We start from the raw sequence: 21,552 nt of genomic DNA, 5'->3' as shown, positions 1-21,552 counted from the left end.
CGCAATCTGTGAGGGAGGCAACACCATGGGCGTACCGGTGATCGTAGAGGCCGCACGGACACCTATCGGGAAAAGAGCCGGATGGCTTTCCGGCCTGCACGCCGAAGAACTGCTCGGCATCACCGCGCGCGGACTGATCGAGAAGGCCGGAATCGACGCCGGACTCGTCGAACAGGCCATCGGCGGCTGCGTCACCCAGGCCGGCGCCCAGTCGGGCAACGTCACCCGCAAGGCGTGGCTGTCGGCCGGGCTGCCCGAGGCCACCGGCGCCACCACCATCGACTGCCAGTGCGGATCGGCGCAGCAGGCCAACCACCTGATCGCCGGGCTCATCGCCACCGACACCATCGACGTCGGGCTGGCCTGCGGCGTCGAAACGATGACGCAGGTGCCGCTCGGGGCCAACCTCGGCGTCGACGCCGGTCCGTACCACGCGCAGTCATGGAATGTGGACCTGCCGAACCAGTTCGAGGCTGCCGAGCGGATCGCGAGGCGGCGCGGCCTGACCCGCGCCGACATCGAGGAACTCGGCGTCCGCAGCCAGGCCAACGCCAAGCGGGCCTGGGACGAGGGACGTTACGACCGTGAAGTGCTCGCGATCAAGGCACCCGAACGGCTCAAGGACGGCACCTTCACCGGCGCCACCCTCGACGTCACCCGCGACCAGGGACTCCGCGAGACCACACCGGAGTCGCTGGCCGCGCTCAAGCCGGTCATCGAGGGCGGTATCCACACAGCCGGCACGTCGTCGCAGATCTCCGACGGCGCGGCCGCGGTGCTGCTCATGGACGAGGCGAAGGCGCGGGAGCTGGGTTTGCGTCCACGCGCGCGGATTGTCACGCAGGCGCTCGTCGGCGCCGAACCGCACTACCACCTCGACGGTCCGGTGCAGGCCACCGAGCGGGTGCTGGCGCGCAGCGGGATGTCGATGTCGGACATCGATCTCGTCGAGATCAACGAGGCATTCGCGTCGGTGGTGCTGAGCTGGGCGCAGGTGCACGGCGCCGACATGGACAAGGTGAACGTCAACGGCGGTGCGATCGCCCTCGGGCATCCGGTGGGCAGCACCGGCTCGCGGCTGATCACCACCGCGCTGCACGAGCTCGAACGCACCGGCAAGCAGACCGCGCTGATCACCATGTGCGCCGGTGGCGCGATGGCCACCGCCACCATCATTGAGCGGATCTGACATGTCGCCCAAAGAGCGCCCCGCACAGCTTGATTCGCCGATAGTCAGCACTCTCATCAAGGTGGGTTCGCGGTTGAACACCCGGCTGTACCGGATCAGCGCCGGGCGCCTGGGCAAAACCTGGCGGATCGGTGCGGGGCTGAGCAAACCGGTGGCGGTGTGTCTGCTGACCACCACCGGGCGGCGCAGTGGCGAGCCCCGCACCGTTCCGCTGCTCTATCTGCGGGAGGGCGGCCGGTTCGTGTTCGTCGCCTCGCAGGGCGGGCTGCCGAAGAACCCTGCGTGGTATCTGAACCTGACCGCCGATCCGAAGGTGGTCGTCGAGGTGGGGCGGGAACGACTCGACCTGGTGGCGCGGACCGCGTCCGATGCGGAGCGGGCGGAACTGTGGCCGCGGCTGGTGGGGATGTACGCGGATTTCGCCACCTATGACTCGTGGACCGAGCGGACCATTCCGGTGGTCATCTGCGAGTAGGGTTCCCGGGCCGCCAGGCGAGGCGTCTCGAAGGGTCCGGTGAGCCGCGGCTCCCGCTGACGCGTCGAGGTCTGGCGTCAGCTCGTGGCCGGTTTGGGGATGGCGCGGACGGCGCTGCCGAGCCAGCGGTCGAGGAAGTGGCGCAGCTCGTCGTCCGACCGTGCGGCCCGGGCGTCGTCGAGGATGAGTGACTGCAGCGTGCGGAGGGCGATCTCGGCGACGTCGTCGAAATCGGCTGTGGTGTAGCCGTGGGCCGCCCAGTCGATGTCGAGCCGGCTGAGCATCGAGCGGATGAAGGTGCGGCCCAGTTCGCCGGTGATACCGCCGAGCACACCGAGGCTGAGGTGGTCGCTGCGCACCATCAGGCCCACGTAGCGGTCCCGGGACAATTCGTCGAGAACGACGGCCACACCCTCGACGAGGACGGCGTCGGGAGCGGTGATGCCGTTGAGCCTGGCCGCGACGCGATCGAGCAGTTCGTCCACCGCGCCCACCGCGGTGGCCTGCAGCAATTCCTCGGTGCCCGAGAAGTAGCGGTAGACCGTCTGCCGGGTCACCCCGAGCGCCCGGGCGACGTCGGACAGCTTGACCGAGCCGTCGTGGTCGTCGATCTGTTTGCGAGTCGCGGCGAGGATCCGGGCCGTCGCCTCGTCGTCGTCGCGCGGCGGATTGCCGCCCCAGCCATGGGTCCGCACCGTGTGCCTAGCCCTCGACCTGCGCGAATGTCATAAGTGTCGAGGGTACTCAGCGTCCCACCGGTCACACAAAACCGGGGACCAAGGTCCTCGGACAGGATCGCACGACCATACGTTCAGAATTTTCGTGTATGGTGTGGTGACAGAAGCCACATTCGATGTCGGCGCGATCGTCGAGCCCGACATATCCGGGCCGCACAGCTCAGCGGCGGCTTCCGCGCAACCCAGAGTTGGGGAACAGGAGAAGATGAATGAGCGTCACCACCCCCGCGGGCACCTGCCCGTACAGCGGGATCGACTTCACCGACCCGGACCTGATCGAACGGGGCATGCCGGTGAAGGAATTCGCCGAACTGCGCCGCACCGCACCGGTCCACTGGAACAACCAGCCCGAGTACAAGGCGATCTTCGGTGACGAGGGTTTCTGGGCCATCACCCGCCACCGCGACATCCGGGAGATCTCCAAGGATTCCGGGCTGTGGTCGACCAACGAGAAGGGCGCCATCATCCGGCTGCCCTCGTACATGACCCCCGATCAGCTCGAATTCACCAAGGCACTGCTGATCAACCACGATCCGCCGGAGCACACCCGCCTGCGCAAGATCGTCTCCCGCCTGTTCACCCCGAAATCGGTTGCGGCGCTTCACGGCAAACTCACCGATTCAGCGCGGGCGATCGTCGAGAACGCGGCGGCCAAGGAGTCCGGCAACTTCGTCGACGATGTGTCGATCCACTTGCCGCTGCAGGCGATCATGGACCTCATCGGTGTCCCCGAACCCGACCGCGCCCGGATCCATGAGCTGGTCGACGCCATCATCAACAGCGACGACCCCGACCAGACGATCGACCCGACAGCCGCCAACGCCGAACTGCTCGGCTACGCCTACAACATGGCCGAGGACCGGCGGAAGAACCCCCGCGACGACATCCTCACCACCCTGGTGCGCGCCGGCGACGACAACGACGCCATGAGCGAGATCGAGTTCGGGTTCTTCGTGATCCTGCTGATCACCGCGGGCAACGAGACCACCCGCAACGCCACCAGCCACGGGATGAACGCCTACTTCGACAACCCGGACCAGTGGGAGCTGTTCAAACGCGACCGCCCCGGCACCGCCGTCGACGAGATCCTGCGCTGGGCCACCCCGGTGCACGCCTTTCAGCGCACCGCCACCCGCGACACCCAGCTCGGCGGCATCGACATCGCCAAGGGCGATCGAGCCGGATTGTTCTACAGCTCGGCCAATTTCGACGAGGACGTGTTCGACGACCCGTTCAGCTTCAACATCCTGCGCGATCCGAACCCGCACCTGGCGTTCGGCGGCAACGGCGCGCACTTCTGCATCGGCGCCAACCTCGCCCGCCTCGAGCTGAACATCATCTTCAACGCCATCGCCGACGTGCTGCCCGACATCAGCCGGGTCAGCGAGATGCAGCGCGTGCGGTCGGGATGGCTCAACGGGGTCAAGGGACTCGGGGTTCGCTACTCGGGCTGCCCCGTCGCCTGACCGGCGTCCGCAACAGACCGCCCCGGGGCACGGGAGAGGCCGTGAGCACACCGCTCACGGCCTCTCCCCATTTCCGCGGACTATCTGGGCGGAACCTTCTGGGCCGAACCTTCTGGGCGGAATCTAATACCCGACGGCATCGAGCGGCGGACGGCTACCCTGGAAGTGACCCACCACACACGATGGACACGCTCTACGTCGCAGCCCGATCGGAGCACCATGACCTCGACAGTTCCCTCCTTCGAACAGATCGACTTCACCGATCCCGATCTGCTCCAGCGCGGTGGCCTCCCGATCGCCGAGTTCGCCGCCCGCCGCGCCACCGCGCCCGTCTGGTGGAACCCGCAGGACGTGGGCAAGGAATTCTACGGCGACGACGGATTCTGGGTCATCAGCAGGCACAGCGATATCCGGGCGATCTCCAAGGATGCGGGCCTGTGGTCCAGCAACCTCAAGGGCTTCAATGTCCGGATGCCCGACGAGGCCGGACCCGAACACCTCGAGGCCTCGAAATCCTTTCTGATCGGCCTGGATCCGCCCGAACACACCCGCATGCGGCGCATCGTGTCGCGGCTGTTCACCCCCCGGGCCGTGGGTGCCCTGCGCGGCAAGCTCGACGCGTACGCCCGCGACGTGGTGACCGCCGCCGCGGAGAGCGGAACCGGTAACTTCGTCGACGACGTGGCCGTGCACCTGCCGATGCGTGCGATCCTCGATCTGCTCGGCGTTCCCGAGGCCGACCACCAGTACCTCGCCGACCTGGCAGACGCGATGGCCAACGCCGAGGACCCCGACATCAAATACAACCCGTTCACCGCCAACGCCAACCTCCTGGCGTACGCGCACGCGATGGCCGAGGACCGCCGCAAGAACCCCACGGACGACATCGTCACCACCCTGGTGCAGGCCGATATCGACGGTCACGCGCTGAGCGAGCTCGAGTTCGGGTTCTTCGTGATCCTGCTGGTGATCGCGGGCAATGAGACCACCCGCAACGCCACCAGCCACGGCATCAACGCCTTCCTCGACCATCCCGACCAGTGGGAGCTGTACAAGCGGGAGCGGCCACCGACGACGGTCGAGGAGATCATCCGCTGGGCCACCCCGGTGCATGCCTTCCAGCGCACCGCCACCCGGGACACCGAGGTCGGCGGCGTGCGCATCGAACGAGGGCAGCGGGCAGGCCTGTTCTACAGCTCGGCGAACTACGACGACGAGGTGTTCGACGACCCGTTCTCGTTCGACATCCTGCGGGATCCGAATCCGCACCTGGCGTTCGGCGGCAACGGCGCGCACTTCTGCATCGGTGCCGGCCTCGCCCGCCTCGAGCTGGATCTCATCTTCAACGCGCTCGCCGACATCGTCCCCGACATCACCAAACTCGGTGCACCCGTACGTGTCCGGTCGGGGTGGCTGCACGGGGTCAAGAGGTTGCCCGTCTCGTATCGCTGACCCCGGTTCGGGTGTCGGGCGAACGGGTGACACCGCTGGCATGTGGCGGCTTCGGGGTGATCAAATGTTCCGATGTTCGGACTGCTGTCGCCCTGCCGGCACACCCTCGACGACGATCTGCTGGAGCAATGGCGCGCCCACATGTGCGGGCTGTGTGTGTCGTTGCGGGACGGGCACGGTCAGGCGAGCAGGCTCACCACCAACACCGACGCGATCATGGTGTCGGTGCTGACCGCCGCCCAGTCCCCTGCCCCGACGGCCACCACCGGAGTGGGCCGCTGCCCGCTGCGGGGGATGCGGACGGCAACGGTGGTCGCGGCCGACGATCCCGGAATCCGGTTGGCCACCACCGCATCCCTGACCCTGGCCGCGGCCAAGGCGGCCGACGTCGTCGACGAGCAGCGGCTGTCACTGGCGCCCCGGTCGAGGGTCCGGTCGGCGGCCGCCTCCGTCGCCGGGAAACGGCTGCGCGGGCATGCCGCCGGCGACCGGGACATCGCGGGGACGCTCGGCGTCGACGACATGTTGCGCGAGCTGTCGGGGCAGGCACCGCTGGAGGCCCGGCCCGGTACCGATCTCGATGCGCTCACCCACGCGTCGGCGGAGGCCGCGTCCCGGGTGTTCGCAGCCACCGCAGACGTCGCCGGGGTGCACCAGAACCGGGAAGCGCTGGCGGACATCGGTTATGACTTCGGCCGGCTGGCGCACCTGCTCGACGCCGTCGATGACTACGACTCCGATACGCGCGACGGATCATTCAACCCGTTGCGCGCCACCGGCACCGAGGTCGCCACCGCGCTCGACGACTGCCGGCGGCTGGTGCGGGCCATCCGGCGCCGCTACCGCGACCTCGACCTGGCCGACGACCGGCTGCTGCGGGCCGTACTCATCGATGGTGTGCGGCAGGCGGTGTCGTCGCGGACTCACCGCTTCGGCGGATGCGCGTCCGGCTCGAGCGCGGCGTCCCCGACCGCCCCTGATACGCAGACCGACCCTGATACGCCCCTCAAACGCGAGGTTCCGGCTCCGGGCCGGGGCCTCCCGCCCGATCGCCGGTTCCACGAAAGGATCCTGCCGTTCATCGGGGTCAGCTGCACCGGTTACGCCTGCTGCGCCGACCACTGGAACCACTGCACCGACGAGTGGAAACCGGCGTGGTGCAACGGCGATTGCTCCCCCGACTGCGGCAACTGCTGCGAGTGCGGCGATTGCTGTGACGACGACTGTTGCTGCGATTGTGACTGCTGTGGGTGCGACTGCTGAGATCCTTGCCGCCGGTTGAGACACGAGTTCGCGAGCCGCGAGACCTCCCCCTCGCTGGTTGAGGTGCCAGCTTGCGAGCCTCGAAACCATCCCCCTCGCCGGTTGAGGTGCGAGCTTGCGAGCCTCGAAACCCGGTGAGACGACATTGTTCTCGTGCGGGGTTTCGAGGCTCGTCGCTTACGCTCCTCACACCTCAACCGGCGGAGGGGGCAGCCGACGCTGCGGTCGCCGGTCCAGAACCGGGCGCAGGGCCTTCTTGTCGGGCGTTGGTCGTCGGGTTCGCGGGATTGCCACGACCTGCCGAGCGCGCCGAGGGCGGAGGGTCAGCCGACGCTGCGGTCGCCGGTCCAGAACCGGGCGCGCAAGGCCTTCTTGTCGGGCTTACCGAGCGCGGTGAGCGGCAGGGACTCGACGAAGATCACCTGCTTGGGCGACTGCACCGAACCCTTGCGGTCCTTGACCGACTGCTGGATCTCGGTGGTGATGCGGTCGTGGTCGGGTTCGGCTCCGGCGCGCAGCACCACCACGGCGGTGACCGCTTCGCCCCATTTGTCGTCGGGGGTGCCGACGACCCCCACCTGGGCGACCGAAGGATGTTCGGCGACAACATCTTCGACCTCGCGCGGAAAGACATTGAAACCACCGGTGACGATCATGTCCTTGGTCCGGTCGACGATGTACCAGAAACCGTCGGCGTCTTCACGGGCAACGTCGCCGGTGCGCAGCCAGCCGTCGCGGAAGGTGTCGGCGGTCTGCTCAGGAAGACCCCAATAGCCGTCGGCGACAAGCGGTCCCGCGACGCAGATCTCGCCCGGCTCGCCCTTTGGCACCGGCTTGTCGTCGGGTCCGAGTAGTGCGGTGCGCAGGAAGGCGGACGGCCGTCCACAACTTGACAGCCTGCGGGTGTCCTCCCCCGGCCCGGGATGGTCGTCCTTGCCCAGGTAGCTGATCACCATCGGCGCCTCGGACTGGCCGTAGTACTGGGCGAAGATCGGGCCGAACCGTTCCACGGCCTCGGCGAGGCGGACCGGATTGATCGGCGACGCCCCGTAATACACCGTTTCCAGCGACGACAGGTCGCGGGTGCGGGAATCGGGATGATCCATCAGCGCGTACAGCATCGACGGCACCAGCATCGTGGCGGAGATCTTCTCCTCCTCGATGGTGCGCAGCACCTGCGCCGGATCGAAACCCGGAAGCACGATCAGCTCACCGCCTTTGAGCAGCGTCGGCACGAAGAACGCCGCACCGGCGTGCGAGAGCGGGGTGCACATCAGGAACTTCGGATGCTGCGGCCATTCCCATTCGGCGAGCTGGATCTGCGTCATGGTGGCCATCGCGCGGGCGGTTCCGATGACGCCCTTGGGTTTTCCGGTGGTGCCGCCGGTGTAGGTGATGGACACGATGTGGTCGGGGGCGAGAGCCGCCACCTCCAGCGGCCGCGCGTCGAAGGAGGCTGCCTCTGCGATGATGTCGCGGCCCACGTCGGCGAGCGCGTCGGGCACCGGGCCGAGGGTGAGCACCTGGGTGAGGGAGTCGACGCGTTTGACGAGTTCGACTGCGCGCTCAACGAATTTGGGGTTCGGGTCGATGATCAGCGTGGTGACCCCGGCGTCGCCGAGGACGTAGGCGTGGTCGTCGACCGAACCCAGTGGGTGCAGTGCGGTGCGCCGCCAGCCCTGCGTCTGGCCGGCGCCGATCACCAGCAGCACCTCGGGACGATTCAGCGCGAGCAGCCCGACCGCCGAACCCGATGCGGCGCCGACGGATTGGAAGGCCTGGACGTATCGGCTGATCTCGTCGGCCATCTGCCTGCCGGTGAGGGACGTCGACCCGAGGCGCAGCACCGTGCGGTCCGCGTGCCTGGCGAGCGCGGAGGCCATGAGGTGCCCGAGGTGGACGCCGTCGTGCAGCGGTGTCGCTGCTTGGACTTCAGGGGCTGCGGGTATGTCAGAGGCAGCGGGTGCTGCGATGTTCGCGACCGGGGAGTTCATGACCTCCAGACTAGAACGTGTTCCAGTTTTTGCCCAGAACGTGTTCCTGTTTTCTCCGGTAACGGCTCCGGCGGCGCCCTGTCCCTCGTTCGGACACCTCCCCTACTGCCCGGTAAGAGCTTAGGATTGCGCGCATGACAGATCTGGACCAGAAGACGACCCGTCGCGACATCACCGACGCGCTGCTCACCGCGCTCGAACGGCGCCACGAAGTGCTCGACGCCATCGTCGATGCCGACGACCACGAGGCCGCGGTGTCCGCGATCGCCGACCTGCTCGGCAAATCCGCCCTCGGTGCCGAGGCCGTGCTCGGCATGCGCCTGAATCAGCTCACCAAGGCCGAACGCCGCAAGAACCAGGCCGAACTCGACGACCTCAACTCCGCTCTCACCTTCACCCTCGCCGAACGTCCCGCCAGCAGCGGCGACACCCTCGAACTGCGCACCTTCTGCGCCGACGACGCCGACATCTTCGCCGTGCGCACCGAGGAACTCCAGGTAGCGGGTGACGGCTCGGGCGAGCCCGCGGGCCCCCTCGACGACGAGATCGCCAAGGGCGCGCAGCGCGTCGACGACGAGGACGCGGTGTGGCTGGTCGCCGAGGAGCAGGGCACCAAGGTGGGCTTGATCTTCGGCGAACTCGCCGACGGTGAGGTGGATGTGCGGATCTGGATCCACCCCGACAAGCGCAAGCAGGGCTACGGCGTTGCCGCACTGCGTAAGTCGCGTTCGGAGATGGCCTCGCTGTTCCCGGGCGTGCCGATGGTGGTGCGCGCGCCCAGTTCGTAAGGGCTTACCGAGAAGCCTTCCGGGGACGGCCGAATTTCGCGACGATCGTGCGGATTCGGCCGTCCTCGTCTATCAGGAACGATTCGCGCACCTCGGCCGCCAGCCCGAGGAACCTGGGCTGCACATGCACCAGGTACCGCGTCGTCACGGTGTGGTGATCGACGGTCGCCTCGAAACCGCTGACCGCGTGGATGGTGCGGAACTGCGGTCCACGGGCCAGGCTGCGGGCGATGTGCGCGCCGTTGCGCCCGGTGCGCACCCCGAACTCGAGTCGGGTGCAGTCCGGGTGCAGCGACACCTCCGACGGATCGTGACTGACCAGGGCGTCGACATAGGCCTTGGCGATGGCGATCTGACGGGATTCGTCGATAGTCATACGTCCCGTTCTACCGGGCGCCGTAGACGGGCATCGGCACCGGCGCCTTGGCCAGCAATTCCTCGACGACCGGGCCGAGTTCGGCGACGTCCCAGCGGGCACCCTTGTCGGCCTCGACGCTGCGCTGCCAGCCGTCGGACACCGAGATCTTGCCGCCCTCGACCTCGAACACGCGGCCGGTGACCGACGCCGACTGCGCCGAACCCAGCCACACCACCAGCGGTGACACGTTGGCCGGGTTCATCGCGTCGAACGAACCATCGGTGGGCGCGGCCATCTGCTCGGCCATCGCGCCACCGGCGCCGACGGTCATCTGGGTGCGGGCCGACGGGGCGATCGCGTTGGCGGTGATGCCGTAGCCGCCCAGTTCGGCGGCGGCCTGGATGGTCAGCTCGGCGATGGCCGCCTTGGCGGCCGAGTAGTTGCCCTGGCCGACCGAGCCGTACAGACCGGCGCCCGAGGACGTGTTGATGATGCGGGCGGCCGGGGTGCGGCCCGCCTTCGACTCGGCGCGCCAGTAGGCGGCGGCGTGGCGCAGGGTGACGAAGTGGCCCTTGAGGTGCACGCGCACCACCGAATCCCACTCGTCTTCCGACAGCGACACCAGCATCCGGTCGCGGACAAAACCGGCGTTGTTGACCAGCGTGTCGAGGCGGCCGAACTCGCTGATCGCGGTCGCGACCAGCGACTCGCCGTACGCCCAGTCGGCCACATCACCGACGCTGGCGACGGCCTGGCCGCCCGCATCGCGGATCTCCTGGGCTACGGTGTTGGCCGAGTCTGCGTCGTAGTCGTTGACGACGACGGCGGCGCCGTCGGCGGCGAAGGCGTGCGCGTGGGCGCGGCCCAGGCCCTGACCCGCTCCGGTGACAATGGCTACGCGGCCCTCATTCAGCTTGCTGGACAATGGTTCTCCTTGGTTGGCGGGTGGTGGTGATGGTGTGGATGTGGTGGCGTCAGGTGGCGAAAGGTCACCGGACCCTTCGTGACCCTCGCTCCTTCGTCGCTTCGGCCTCAGGGATCACGAGGTTCCCTGTCGGTCAGACCTGGTTGCCGGCGTTGGCGGCGGCCAGGAAGGCGGGGCGTTCGCCGCCGCCGTGGATGGTGAGGGTGCTGCCGGTGATGAACGACGACAACGGGGACAGCAGGAACGCGACGGCGTTGCCGATGTCGGACGGCAGGGCGAGGCGGCCCATCGGGATGGTGGCGGCGACGGCGTCGATACCGGCCTGGTCGCCGTAGTGCAGGTGCGACAGTTCGGTCTGAATCGCCCCGGCAACAATGGAATTGATGCGGACCCTAGGTGCCCATTCGACAGCGAGCGCGGTGGCGGCGCTGTCGACGCCGGCCTTGGCCGCGCCGTAGGCCGCGGTACCCGGCGAGGGACGGTGACCGCTCACGCTGGAGATGTTGACGATCGCACCGCCGTCGGGCTGGTCGACCATCACCGCATGCGCGGCCCGGGAAACGATCAGCGGCGCAACCAGGTTGAGCGCGATGATCTTGTTGGTGAAGGTCGCCGACGCGTCGGCGGCCAGTGCGAACGGTGAGCCGCCGGCATTGTTCACCAGGCCGTCGAGCCTGCCGTACTTGTCGACGATGGCGCCGACCAGTTCGGCCACCGCATCCTCGTCCCGGACGTCGCACGGGAAGAAGTCGGGGTGGTCGTCGCCCTGTGGCGGTCTGCGGGCGCAGATGACCGGGGTGGCGCCGAGGCTGTCGAGCACCGTCGCGATTCCGGCTCCGACGCCTCGTGCGCCGCCGGTGATCAGGACAACCTTGCCCGCCAGCCCCAGGTCGAAGCGTGCGGACGCAGCACCTTCCCCGGCGACTGCGCTCGATGTGTCGCCCGGTTCCGGCGGTCCGGTCTCGGCCGGTTCGGGCGTACCGGCGACCTGTGGTGCTGCGGTCATGGGTGATACCCTACCAAACAACCAAGCACTTGCTTGGTTGGATAAGGAGCCCTGATGCCCATCACCACCGCACGCACAGACAGCGGCATCGCGATCGTGACCGTCGACTATCCGCCGGTCAACGCGCTGCCGTCGGCCGCCTGGTTCGACCTCGCGTATGTCATCACCGCAGCCGGCGAGGACCCGTCGACGCATGTGGTGATCCTGCGTTCGGAGGGACGCGGCTTCAACGCGGGCGTCGACATCAAGGAAATGCAGACCACCACCGGATTCGGCGCCCTCATCGGCGCCAACCACGGGTGCGCGGCCGCCTTCTCCGCCGTCTACGACTGCCCCGTTCCCGTCATCGCGGCCGTCAACGGCTTCTGCGTCGGCGGTGGCGTGGGGCTGGTCGGTAACGCCGACGTCATCGTCGCCTCCGACGACGCCTACTTCGGGCTGCCCGAGGTCGATCGCGGTGCGCTCGGCGCCGCGACACATCTGGCGCGGCTGGTGCCGCAGCACATGATGCGCACCCTCTATTACACGGCGCAGACCGTCTCCGCCCAGCAGCTGCTGCACTTCGGGTCGGTGTACCGGGTGGTGCCCGCCGACGAACTCCTCTCCGCCGCAACCGAAGTCGCGGAGATGATCGCCAAGAAGGACACCCGGGTGATCCGGGCTGCCAAGGCCGCGATCAACCACATCGATCCCGTCGACGTGAAGACCAGCTACCGGCTGGAGCAGGGGTACACGTTCGAACTGAACCTGGCCGGGGTGTCCGACGAGCACCGGGATGCGTTCGTGGCCACGGGAAAGGCTGTGGGTGATTCGTGATGCTCGGGTCGCCGGACCCTTCGTGACCCTCGCTCGTCCCTCGCATCGGCCTCAGGGATCAAGCAGGTGGACCTCAATGACAAAGAAAGCGACTGAGAACTGATGGCAGCAGTACCAACAGACAAGACCAGCACGCTCGACGAAGTGATCGGCGAGCTGCGCGACGGGATGACCATCGGCATCGGCGGGTGGGGGTCGCGGCGCAAGCCGATGGCGCTGGTGCGGGCCCTGGCCCGCTCGGACGTCAAGGATCTGACCGTGGTGACCTACGGCGGCGCCGACCTCGGATTGCTGTGCGCCGCAGGCAAGGTGCGGCGCGCGTACTACGGGTTCGTGTCGCTGGACTCGGCGCCGTTCTACGATCCGTGGTTCGCCCACGCCCGCACCACCGGTGCCATCGAGGCGCGCGAAATGGACGAGGGCATGGTCAAGTGCGGCCTGGAGGCCGCCGCCTCGCGGCTGCCGTTCCTGCCGATCCGGGCCGGACTCGGTTCGGATGTGCTGAACTTCTGGGAGGGTGAGCTCAAGACGGTCACCTCCCCGTACCCCGACGCGGACGGCCGCACCCAGACGCTGGTCGCGATGCCGGCTCTGCGTCTCGACGCCGCGTTCGTGCATCTCGATATCGCCGACAATCGAGGCAATGCCGCCTACACCGGCGTCGATCCGTACATGGATGATCTGTTCTGTGCCGCCGCCGATCGTCGCTACCTGGAGACCGATCAGCTGGTGTCCACCGAGGTACTGGTGAAATCCGTTCCGCATCAGCGGCTTCTGCTGAACCGGATGAACGTCGACAAGGTGGTACACGCCCCCAACGGCGCGCATTTCACCTTCGCCGGCGAGTACGGCCGCGACGAGGCATTCCAGCGGTTCTATGTCGAATCGGCCAAGGATCCCGCGACCTGGGAGGCGTTCTCGCAGCGTTTCCTGCGCGTCGATGAAGAAACCTATCAGCGTGAGGTGGCCGCGTGGCAGGCCGAGCAGGAGGAGAGCAAGTGACCACCACAGAATCCACCACCGAGGTGACGCGCGCGGAGATCTGCGTCGTCGCGTGCGCCGAGATCTTCTCGGGCGCCGGCGAGATCATGGCCTCCCCGATGGCGCCGATGGCGTTGCTCGGGGCCCGGCTGGCCCGGCTGACTTCCGAACCCGATCTGCTCATCACCGACGGTGAGGCACTGATCCTGGCCGACACCCCGGCCATCGGCCGCTCCGGTCCCATCGAGGGCTGGATGCCGTTCCGCAAGGTGTTCGACGTGGTCGCATCGGGCCGCCGGCATGTGGTGATGGGCGCCAACCAGATCGACCGGTACGGCAACCAGAACCTGTCGGCGTTCGGGCCGCTGCAGCAGCCGACGCGGCAGATGTTCGGGGTGCGCGGGGCTCCCGGCAACACCATCAACCATCCGACGAGCTACTGGGTGGGCCGCCATTCGACGCGTGTGTTCACCGACTCCGTCGACATCGTGTCCGGAATCGGTTACGACAAGGTCGATCCCGAGAACCCGGCGTTCGACGACCACAACATTCATCGCGTCATCACCAACCTGGGTGTGTTCGATTTCGGCGGACCCGATCACACGATGCGGGCGCTGTCGCTGCATCCGGGTGTGGAGGCTGCCGAGGTCGCGGAGAACACCTCGTTCGAGGTGGCCGGGCTCGAATCGGCCGGGGTGACCCGGCAGCCCACGGCCGAGGAACTGTCGATCATCCGGGAGGTCCTGGACCCCAAGGGTGTTCGCAATCGGGAGGTCCGATGAGTGCCGGGGCGAGCGAAGCGACGGGAAATGTCACCGCGAGCGAAGCGACGGGAAATGTCACCGCGAGCGAAGCGACGGGAAATGTCACCGGGGCAGGAACATCACGTGCCGCCGCACTTCCCACCAAGTTCACCGAGCTGGTGGGTATCGAGTATCCGATCGTGCAGACCGGGATGGGCTGGGTGTCGGGGCCGTCTCTCACCTCAGCTACCTCGAACGCCGGTGGACTCGGCATTCTCGCTTCGGCGACAATGACTTTCGGCGAACTGGAAGCGGCGATCAAGAAGACCAAGTCGCTGACTGACAAGCCGTTCGGCGTGAACATGCGTGCCGACGCCACCGATGCCGCCGACCGGATCGACCTGGTGATCCGGGAGGGCGTGAAGGTCGCCTCGTTCGCGCTGGCGCCGAAGAAGGAGCTGATCGCCAAGCTCAAAGATCATGGTGTGGTGGTGATCCCGTCGATCGGTGCCGCCAAGCACGCGTTGAAGGTGGCGTCGTGGGGTGCGGATGCGGTGATCGTGCAGGGCGGTGAGGGCGGTGGACACACCGGTCCCGTTGCCACCACCCTGCTGCTGCCGTCGGTGATCGACGCTCTCGCGCAGGCGGGTTCGGATATGCCGGTGGTCGCCTCGGGCGGGTTCTTCGACGGCCGCGGGCTGGTCGCCGCGCTGGCGTACGGCGCCGACGGGATCGCGATGGGCACCCGCTTCCTGCTCACCTCCGACAGCGCGGTTCCGGATTCGGTGAAGCAGGAGTACCTGAAGCGCTCGCTCAACGACACCGTCGTATCGGTGAAGGTCGACGGCATGCCGCACCGCGTGCTGCGCACCCCGCTGGTCGATGCCCTTGAAAGTGGCAGTCCCGTCAAGGCTTTGACGGCCGCGGCACGGAACGCCAACGAGTTCAAGCAGCTCACCGGGATGAAGTGGACCACCCTGCTGCGTGACGGGCTCGCGATGAAGAAGTCGGGTGAACGCACCTGGCAGCAGATCATCATGGCCGGCAACACCCCGATGCTGCTGCGTGCCGGGCTGGTCGAGGGTGACACCCGGGCCGGGGTGCTGGCGTCGGGTCAGGTGGTCGGTATGATCGATGATCTGCCGAGTTGTGATGAGCTGATCCAGTCGGTGATGACGCAGGCGCATGAGCGTCGTAAAGCGTTGAGCTGAACCACCACTACGTCAGTCGCTTCTTTCCTCCGCTGGTTGAGGTGTGAGGAGCCGCTAGGCGATGAGCCTCGAAACCTGGTGAGACGACAGTGTCATCTTGCGGGGTTTCGAGGCTCGTCGCTCACGCTCCTCGCACCTCAACCGGCAGAGCCGGGGCACCTCAACCGGCAGAGCCGGGGCACCTCAACCGGCAGAGCCGGGGCACCTCAACCGGCAGAGCCGGGCCGGGGCATCTCGATGGTGATGGTGGGCGATCAGTCGACCCAGTTTTCGTAGAGGGAGTCGATGAGGGGGACGAGGTTGTCGTACGTGGACCAGGTGTCGGGGAGCTCGTAGCACACCTTCAGGCCGGCGACCTGGGCGGCGGTGTCGACGGTGGCGAGGTAGCTCGAATATGCCGATTCGGTGAATCGGCGACCGACCGGGGACAGCATTCCCGGGTCGATCTGGTCGACGAACATGTCGTGGGCGAGTTGCGCGGGGGTGCCGGCGCGGCTGCGTACCTGGCTCGATGCGGATGCGTACGGTTTGCTGAGCAGGCCGCGCGTGGCCGCCCACGCCAGATAGACGCCGATGTGGACATCGGCCGCCGAGTCGTCCAGGCCCAGTTCGCCGACCGTGTCCAGATGCCACTCGGCGTCGTCGTAGGTCATGCGGGTCACGGTAATGTAACGGCAGTCACCGTGACCAGGAAATGGTGGTCAAGTGCGTCGAACGCATGACACCGCCGCGAACCGTCAGCGCGGGACGATGCCATCCAGGACGATCGAAAGATATTCCTGCGCAATATCTTCGACGCCCAACGTGCCGCCGGGGCGGTACCAGCGCACGGCCACCCAGACGGTGTCGCGCATGAAGCGGTACACCAGCTCGAGGTCGAGATCTGCGCGGAACTCGCCGTCGTCGACGCCATGGCGCAGCGTCGAGAGCCACAGGCCGCGGAACTCGGTGTTGAGTTCGGCGATATAGGCGAAGCGTTCCTGGGAGGCCAGGCGCGGGGCCTCGTCCTGGTAGATCGCCACCGCGTGATGGTCGATGTCGATGGCCTCGAACGAGGCGACCACGAAACGGCGGATGGTCTCGCGGGCCGACAGGTCGGCAGCGGCGATCTCGCGGTAGCTGCCGAACAGCCGGTCAAGGAAGCCGCGCAGGATCTCATCGACCATCGACTCCTTGGAGTCGAAGTGGTGATAGAGGCTGCCCGACAGGATGCCCGCCGCGTCGGCGATGTCGCGTACCGTGGTGGACCGCAACCCGTTCTCGGCGAACAGACGGCCCGCCGTCGACAGGAGTTCGTCGCGGCGGGCCGAGCTGGTCGAAGTGCGTGCTGCCATTGGTCTACCCTAGCAAGCGCTTGGTCGGGTTGTTGTGAACTCACCACCGCCGGTTGAGGTGCGAGCTTGCGAGCCTCGAAACCTGGTGAGGTGACATTGTCCGCTCACCAGGTTTCGAGGCTCGTCGCTAACGCTCCTCGCACCTCAACCGGCAGAGCCTGGCACCTCAACCGGCAGAAGGGGGCACCTCAACCGACGGGGCTACTTCTTGCGGGCCTTTTTCAGGGCGCGGGTGTTGAGCTTGCGCCACATGGCGATCTGGCCGTCGGCCATCTTGGTGTCGCGCTTGACGAACGGCGGGGACATCATTTCGGCGATGCTCACCGGCATCGACGAGAACGCGACCGCGCGGCGGTGGCTGAAGGTGTCGAAGCCGGTCTTGCCGTGGTAGCCGCCCATGCCGCTGCGGCCCACGCCGCCGAACGGGAGTTCGGGGCCGAACAGGTGCAGCGCGAAGTCGTTGCCGTTGATCGCGCCGCTGCGGGTGCCGTCGGCGAGGCGCTCGAAACGCTCGTTGCGGTCGCCGCACCAGTACATGTTGAGCGGGTGCGGGTTGGCGGAGATGTGCCCGATCGCCTCCGAGAGACTGCGGTACGGGTACACCGTGAGGACCGGGCCGAAGACCTCGTCCTCCTCGATCTTCATGCCGGCCTTGACGCCGGTGAGGACGGTCGGCGCGATCTTGCGTGTGCCCGCATCCGGCAGTTGCTCACCGGCAGGCACCACCTCGCGCTTGGTGGCGCCGAGCGACACCGCGTCGTCGATCAGGCCGACGATGCGGTTGTAGTTCTTCTCGTTGATCGTGGCGGTGTACTGCGGGTTGTCGACGATGGACGGGAAGATCTCGGTCCACCGCGCGATCACCCCGTCCACGAACTCGTCGACCTTGGCCTCGGGCACGAACACGTAGTCGGGGCACAGGCAGACCTGGCCGCCGTTGACCATGCGGGCGTTGGCCACGAACTTGGCGGCCTTGGCGATGTCTTCGTCGGAATCGACGACAACCGGGTTCTTGCCGCCGAGTTCGAGGGTGACCGGCACCAGATTCTTGCCGGCCTCGGCCGCCACCGACGCACCGACCTCGGGCGAGCCGGTGAAGAACATGTGGTCGACCTTGAGCTTGGCGAAGTCCGAGCCGGACCCGTGCCGCGAGGTGATGACGGCGAACTCCTCGATGGAGAAGTAGTCGGGCGCGTACTTGGCGATGACGTCGGTGGTCTTGGCGGTGATCGACGACGGGCGCATCAACACCCGGTTACCGGCGGCGAACGCCGAGCCCGCGGGCACGATCGTGAGCTGCAGCGGGAAGTTCCACGGACCCATGATGCCGACGACGCCGAGGGGGTCGTGCCGGATGGACTGCTTGAAACCGGCGACGCCCATCGCGCGGGAGGTCTTGGTCTCCTTCATCCACTTGGTGACGCTGCGCCGCTGGTGGGCCAGGTCGATCATGCAGCCCGCGACGTCGGCGGCCAGCGACAACTCCCGGGGACGGGACCCGAAGTCGGCGGTGAGCGCCTCCGCGATCTCGTCGGAATGATCGAGCAGCAGCGCGGCGAGCCGGGCGATACGGTCGATCCGGGTCTTGGCGTCGGGGATGCCGTCGCGCAGGAAGGCCGCCCGCTGGATCTCCAGCAACTCGGTCATCGTGTGCTGATCCGACGACACGTGGGTGTCTGTCGTGGTGATCTCAGCGGGCTTGGTCATGCGTCCTCCCAGGATTGTGTGTCGGCGTTCCTGCTACCAGCGTAAACACCAAAACATATATGTTTCTGGTATCAGTATGCGGTACTTCACAGGATTTGGCGAAGGGCGGTTGGCACCCGTCCGCGCGGTGGGGACATCCCCACCGAAAGTCGGTGGTGCACCCCAGTGACCCCACCCTGCCACGGTGCCAGAGTCCTGAGTATGACCCGGATACGACTCGGCAACACCTGGCTGTGCCTCTCGGCGGCGACGCTCACCGCCGCGTTTGTGTTGTCACCGCCATCGCTCGCGACCCTGCTTTCCGGGCACGGCCCGTACGACGAGGCACAACTCACCGACCGGGTGCGGGCCGCGTTCGTCCGCTACTGGGACAACCGGTCGCGGACCCTGACGCCGGAACTCTCCGACCTCTCCGACTACTGGCGGTGGTTCCACCTGGTCAAGACCGCAATGGCCGTCGCACTGCTCGTCGTGCTGGCCGTATGGGCGGTCCGGCTCTCGCGACGCTACGTTCATGCCGCTCCGAACATGGCAGCCTGGCCTGTTGCGGCCGCCGGGACGGTCGTGTCCGCCCTGGCAGTGGTCGCGTACGTCGCGGTGGTGGCCAACATCCAGTCGATCGTCGCGCCGACGGCCTCACTGATGTCGATGCTGCCCGTCGGCACGGCCGGCGGCGACCTCGCGGCGATGGCCGGACAGGTGCGCGACGAGCTGACCCACTACTCCGGGGCGAGTCCCGCACCGCTGCGGATGATGGTCAATGACCTCGCCCGCTACCACGTGGTGGTCGCGGTGATCGGCTGGTCGTCGGCGGTGGCGCTGACCATTGTGGCCATCGTGTCGGTGCGTGCCCGTGCCCGGAGGCCGCGGCACGATCTGCGCCGCCGTCGCCTGTCCGGTGCGGTCGCGATCGCCTCGGGCGTGCTGGCGGTCGCCGTCGTCGTACTCGCCGCGGCCAACACGTCGGCGGCGCTCGACTCGCCGCGTGCCGTGCTCGACTTCTACCGGGGCACGTTCTGAAGGTAGGCGAGCACCGCGAGCACCCGACGATGCCGGGCATCGTCCGGTGGCAGGCCGAGCTTGGCGAACACATTGCCGATGTGCTTCTCGACAGCACTCGATGACAACACCAGTCTGCGCGCGATGTCTGTGTTCGAGCGGCCCTCGGCCATGAGGCCGAGCAGTTCCCGCTCGCGCACGGTCAGGGCGTCGAGCGGATCGCCTGAGCGCCGTGCGAGCAGCTGCGCGACGACCTGCGGGTCGAGTACGACACCGCCGCCCGCCACCAGGTGCAGTGTGTCGAGGAAGTCCGCGACGTCGGTCACCCGGTCCTTGAGCAGGTAGCCGACCGCTCCCGAGCCGTCGTCGAGAAGCTCTGCGGCATACAGCACCTCGACATACTGACTCAGCACCAGCACCGGCGTCCCGGGCATCTCCCGCCGGGCGGTGATCGCGGCACGCAGGCCCTCGTCGGTGTGCGTCGGCGGCATCCGTATGTCGGCCACCGAGATGTCAGGGCGGTGCGTGCGAATAGCGTCGACGAGTCGGGGTCCGTCGCCGACGCCCGCCAGCACCTCGTGGCCGTCCTCCTCCAGTAGCCGGATCAGCCCCTCGCGCAACAAAACCGAGTCGTCGGCGACGACGATCCGCAGCCGCTTGCGCACCGGCCCCTGATCTATCGGCATGGCAGCTCCGCCGTGATCGTCGTCGGGCCGCCCGGCGGGCTGTCGATATCGAAAGTGCCACCCACGGCGAAAACGCGCTCAGCCAGGCCGTGTAGCCCGTGCCCCTTGCCCACTGCGGCACCGCCGCGGCCGTCGTCGGTGATCCACACCCGCACGACGTCGGCGGACCGGCGCAGGCCGATGGTGCAGGAGTGGGCGTCGCTGTGTTTGGCCACGTTCGTCAGAGCCTCGGCGACAACGAAATACGCGGCAGTCTCGGCGGCCGCTCCGAGAGGAACCGGCTCGGCGTCCGCATCGAGCGTCGCGGGGACGACACTACGGTCCGCGAGGGACGCGAGTGCTGCCGCAAGACCCCGGTCGGCGAGGAGCGGCGGGGCGATTCCCCGCGACAGCGCGCGCAGCTCATCCACTGCTTCTTGCACATGAATGGCCGCCTCGGCCAAGGCTTTCCGGGTCAGCCCGGGATCACGGTCGAAGTGGTACCGGGCACGGCCCAACTCCATCCCCAGCCGGATCAGCTGTTGTTGCGGTCCGTCATGAATGTCCCGTTCGAGTCTGCGCAGCGCTTCCGCCTCCGCCGACACCGCCGCCGCGGCCTGCGCCTGGGCGGTGTCGCGTTCGTGCTCCAGACCACTGATGCGGCGATGCCACACCGAATCGCTCGACAGCAGCGCCTCGCCGAGTCTGCCGTGGACGGTCGCGGCGACGCGGGTGACCAGCGGCAAGGTCACCGCCAGCAGCAGGGCGGCACCGACAGCGAATACGATCCGGGACGCGGGCGACGTCAGCCCCAGGCTCACCGACAGATGGGAGCCGCCGCCGTCGGCATCGAGGGTCAGCGGTCGCAGCGGCCCCGTCACCGGATAGTTGCGGATCGGATACGTCGCGAACGCCAGGCCGAGAAGCCACCACGAGACAGTCACCAACCAGGTGACCGCCACGACCGGGATCATGATCACCGCGTGCGCGGCGTCGAGCCAGCGGGTGGGGTCTGTTCCGGGGTCGGACGCGGCGGGCCGTCGTTCGGCCGGCGACATGTGTGCACCGGCCGCTCCCAAGGAGCGGACACGCCACCATTCGACGTCGCCCGGACTTCGGGCCGCCGACCAGCACCGGCGAGAGAATCGCGGTGATGCTGCGGTGAGGGTTCCCGCGACAAAGGTGACGGTCACCCACAACACGCCCAGGACGGCGGTGCCCGGGGCGGTCAACAGGTACGCCGACTCGGCCAGGGTCCGGCGGACGGCGCGGTGCGCCCGGCCGGTCGGCGGGCGACGGGGCAGGCCCGTATGCACGGTCATCGACGTCACTGAGCCAGCGTATCCCCAGTTCTGGAGGAACTGTGTCGGCTTTCCTTTCCGGGTGAACGATGAGGTGGTCACTTCAGGTGGGTAGCTCACCGGACCCAACGCGTCCCTCGCT

21 protein-coding genes are annotated in these 21,552 nt (G+C 67.6%); 11 read left to right on the top strand and 10 right to left on the bottom strand.

The window, feature by feature from the left end:
- Positions 1 to 25: 25 nt before the first annotated feature.
- Positions 26 to 1,189, top strand: a complete 1,164-nt coding sequence (locus GOAMR_RS21860; RefSeq protein ID WP_040516065.1) for a steroid 3-ketoacyl-CoA thiolase — start codon at positions 26 to 28, stop codon at positions 1,187 to 1,189.
- A 1-nt stretch (position 1,190) separates the two neighbouring features.
- Entirely contained in the window at positions 1,191 to 1,664 is a 474-nt protein-coding gene (locus GOAMR_RS21855; RefSeq protein WP_005193223.1) for a nitroreductase family deazaflavin-dependent oxidoreductase, read from the top strand.
- Positions 1,665 to 1,741: 77 nt separating this feature from the next.
- On the opposite strand, the gene GOAMR_RS21850 is transcribed toward GOAMR_RS21855, so the two are convergent.
- Positions 1,742 to 2,359 carry a TetR/AcrR family transcriptional regulator gene (locus GOAMR_RS21850; protein ID WP_005193221.1) on the bottom strand — a complete coding sequence of 206 codons (618 nt, stop codon included), beginning with the start codon at positions 2,357 to 2,359 and terminating at the stop codon, positions 1,742 to 1,744.
- Positions 2,360 to 2,610: 251 nt separating this feature from the next.
- On the opposite strand from GOAMR_RS21850, the gene GOAMR_RS21845 reads away from it, so the two are divergent.
- From GOAMR_RS21845 to GOAMR_RS21835, 3 genes are all read left to right on the top strand, one after another.
- Positions 2,611 to 3,867 carry a cytochrome P450 gene (locus tag GOAMR_RS21845; RefSeq protein ID WP_005193218.1) on the top strand — a complete coding sequence of 419 codons (1,257 nt, stop codon included), beginning with the start codon at positions 2,611 to 2,613 and terminating at the stop codon, positions 3,865 to 3,867.
- 219 nt (positions 3,868 to 4,086) lie between these two features.
- Positions 4,087 to 5,319: a cytochrome P450 gene (locus GOAMR_RS21840; RefSeq protein ID WP_005193197.1), complete on the top strand. Its 1,233-nt coding sequence runs from the start codon at positions 4,087 to 4,089 to the stop codon at positions 5,317 to 5,319.
- 72 nt (positions 5,320 to 5,391) lie between these two features.
- Entirely contained in the window at positions 5,392 to 6,582 is a 1,191-nt protein-coding gene (locus tag GOAMR_RS21835) for a DUF5685 family protein (protein ID WP_005193193.1), read from the top strand.
- A gap of 323 nt (positions 6,583 to 6,905) precedes the next feature.
- Here the strand turns inward: GOAMR_RS21835 and fadD8 are convergent, their stop codons facing one another.
- Complete coding sequence (gene fadD8, locus GOAMR_RS21830; RefSeq protein WP_083837061.1) at positions 6,906 to 8,576, bottom strand: fatty-acid--CoA ligase FadD8; 1,671 nt, start codon at positions 8,574 to 8,576, stop codon at positions 6,906 to 6,908.
- Positions 8,577 to 8,710: 134 nt separating this feature from the next.
- Here fadD8 and GOAMR_RS21825 point away from each other — a divergent pair, with 134 nt between their 5' ends.
- Positions 8,711 to 9,364 carry a GNAT family N-acetyltransferase gene (locus GOAMR_RS21825; protein ID WP_005193188.1) on the top strand — a complete coding sequence of 218 codons (654 nt, stop codon included), beginning with the start codon at positions 8,711 to 8,713 and terminating at the stop codon, positions 9,362 to 9,364.
- 4 nt (positions 9,365 to 9,368) lie between these two features.
- On the opposite strand, the gene GOAMR_RS21820 is transcribed toward GOAMR_RS21825, so the two are convergent.
- From GOAMR_RS21820 to GOAMR_RS21810, 3 genes are all read right to left on the bottom strand, one after another.
- Positions 9,369 to 9,740, bottom strand: coding sequence for a DUF8021 domain-containing protein (locus GOAMR_RS21820; RefSeq protein ID WP_005193185.1), 372 nt, complete (start codon positions 9,738 to 9,740; stop codon positions 9,369 to 9,371).
- 10 nt (positions 9,741 to 9,750) lie between these two features.
- Entirely contained in the window at positions 9,751 to 10,647 is an 897-nt protein-coding gene (locus GOAMR_RS21815; protein WP_005193183.1) for an SDR family oxidoreductase, read from the bottom strand.
- Between the two features lie 133 nt (positions 10,648 to 10,780).
- Complete coding sequence (locus GOAMR_RS21810) at positions 10,781 to 11,653, bottom strand: SDR family oxidoreductase (protein ID WP_005193181.1); 873 nt, start codon at positions 11,651 to 11,653, stop codon at positions 10,781 to 10,783.
- Between the two features lie 54 nt (positions 11,654 to 11,707).
- Between GOAMR_RS21810 and GOAMR_RS21805 the strand changes: the two genes are divergently transcribed.
- The 4 genes from GOAMR_RS21805 (at position 11,708) to GOAMR_RS21790 (ending at position 15,404) form a co-directional block, all read left to right on the top strand.
- Entirely contained in the window at positions 11,708 to 12,469 is a 762-nt protein-coding gene (locus GOAMR_RS21805; RefSeq protein ID WP_005193177.1) for an enoyl-CoA hydratase family protein, read from the top strand.
- Positions 12,470 to 12,571: 102 nt separating this feature from the next.
- Positions 12,572 to 13,471, top strand: a complete 900-nt coding sequence (locus GOAMR_RS21800; protein ID WP_005193175.1) for a CoA transferase subunit A — start codon at positions 12,572 to 12,574, stop codon at positions 13,469 to 13,471.
- Positions 13,468 to 14,232 carry a CoA-transferase subunit beta gene (locus GOAMR_RS21795; protein ID WP_005193172.1) on the top strand — a complete coding sequence of 255 codons (765 nt, stop codon included), beginning with the start codon at positions 13,468 to 13,470 and terminating at the stop codon, positions 14,230 to 14,232. The genes GOAMR_RS21800 and GOAMR_RS21795 overlap by 4 nt, the downstream gene beginning before the upstream one ends.
- The gene (locus tag GOAMR_RS21790) at positions 14,229 to 15,404 is read left to right on the top strand and encodes an NAD(P)H-dependent flavin oxidoreductase (protein ID WP_005193170.1); all 1,176 of its coding nucleotides are present in this window, start codon (positions 14,229 to 14,231) and stop codon (positions 15,402 to 15,404) included. The genes GOAMR_RS21795 and GOAMR_RS21790 overlap by 4 nt, the downstream gene beginning before the upstream one ends.
- A 254-nt stretch (positions 15,405 to 15,658) precedes the next feature.
- Here the strand turns inward: GOAMR_RS21790 and GOAMR_RS21785 are convergent, their stop codons facing one another.
- The 3 genes from GOAMR_RS21785 to GOAMR_RS21775 all read right to left on the bottom strand — a co-directional run bounded on the left by GOAMR_RS21785 (position 15,659) and on the right by GOAMR_RS21775 (position 18,445).
- Positions 15,659 to 16,057: a DUF7832 domain-containing protein gene (locus GOAMR_RS21785; RefSeq protein ID WP_040516063.1), complete on the bottom strand. Its 399-nt coding sequence runs from the start codon at positions 16,055 to 16,057 to the stop codon at positions 15,659 to 15,661.
- Between the two features lie 84 nt (positions 16,058 to 16,141).
- On the bottom strand, positions 16,142 to 16,738 hold the full coding sequence (locus GOAMR_RS21780) for a TetR/AcrR family transcriptional regulator (RefSeq protein ID WP_005193165.1): 597 nt from the start codon (positions 16,736 to 16,738) through the stop codon (positions 16,142 to 16,144).
- Positions 16,739 to 16,939: 201 nt separating this feature from the next.
- A complete protein-coding gene (locus GOAMR_RS21775; protein WP_005193162.1) occupies positions 16,940 to 18,445 on the bottom strand; it encodes an aldehyde dehydrogenase family protein in 1,506 nt (501 codons plus the stop codon).
- 201 nt (positions 18,446 to 18,646) lie between these two features.
- Between GOAMR_RS21775 and GOAMR_RS21770 the strand changes: the two genes are divergently transcribed.
- Complete coding sequence (locus tag GOAMR_RS21770) at positions 18,647 to 19,465, top strand: hypothetical protein (RefSeq protein ID WP_005193159.1); 819 nt, start codon at positions 18,647 to 18,649, stop codon at positions 19,463 to 19,465.
- Here the strand turns inward: GOAMR_RS21770 and GOAMR_RS21765 are convergent.
- On the bottom strand, positions 19,447 to 20,130 hold the full coding sequence (locus GOAMR_RS21765) for a response regulator transcription factor (RefSeq protein WP_005193156.1): 684 nt from the start codon (positions 20,128 to 20,130) through the stop codon (positions 19,447 to 19,449). The genes GOAMR_RS21770 and GOAMR_RS21765 overlap by 19 nt on opposite strands.
- The gene (locus tag GOAMR_RS21760) at positions 20,121 to 21,431 is read right to left on the bottom strand and encodes a sensor histidine kinase (protein WP_005193153.1); all 1,311 of its coding nucleotides are present in this window, start codon (positions 21,429 to 21,431) and stop codon (positions 20,121 to 20,123) included. Before GOAMR_RS21760 ends, GOAMR_RS21765 begins: the two co-directional genes overlap by 10 nt.
- Between the last annotated feature and the right edge of the window lie 121 nt (positions 21,432 to 21,552).

Source organism: Gordonia amarae NBRC 15530, from assembly GCF_000241345.1.
GTDB classification, from domain to species: domain Bacteria; phylum Actinomycetota; class Actinomycetes; order Mycobacteriales; family Mycobacteriaceae; genus Gordonia; species Gordonia amarae.
This window is presented reverse-complemented; position numbering and strand designations above follow the sequence as displayed.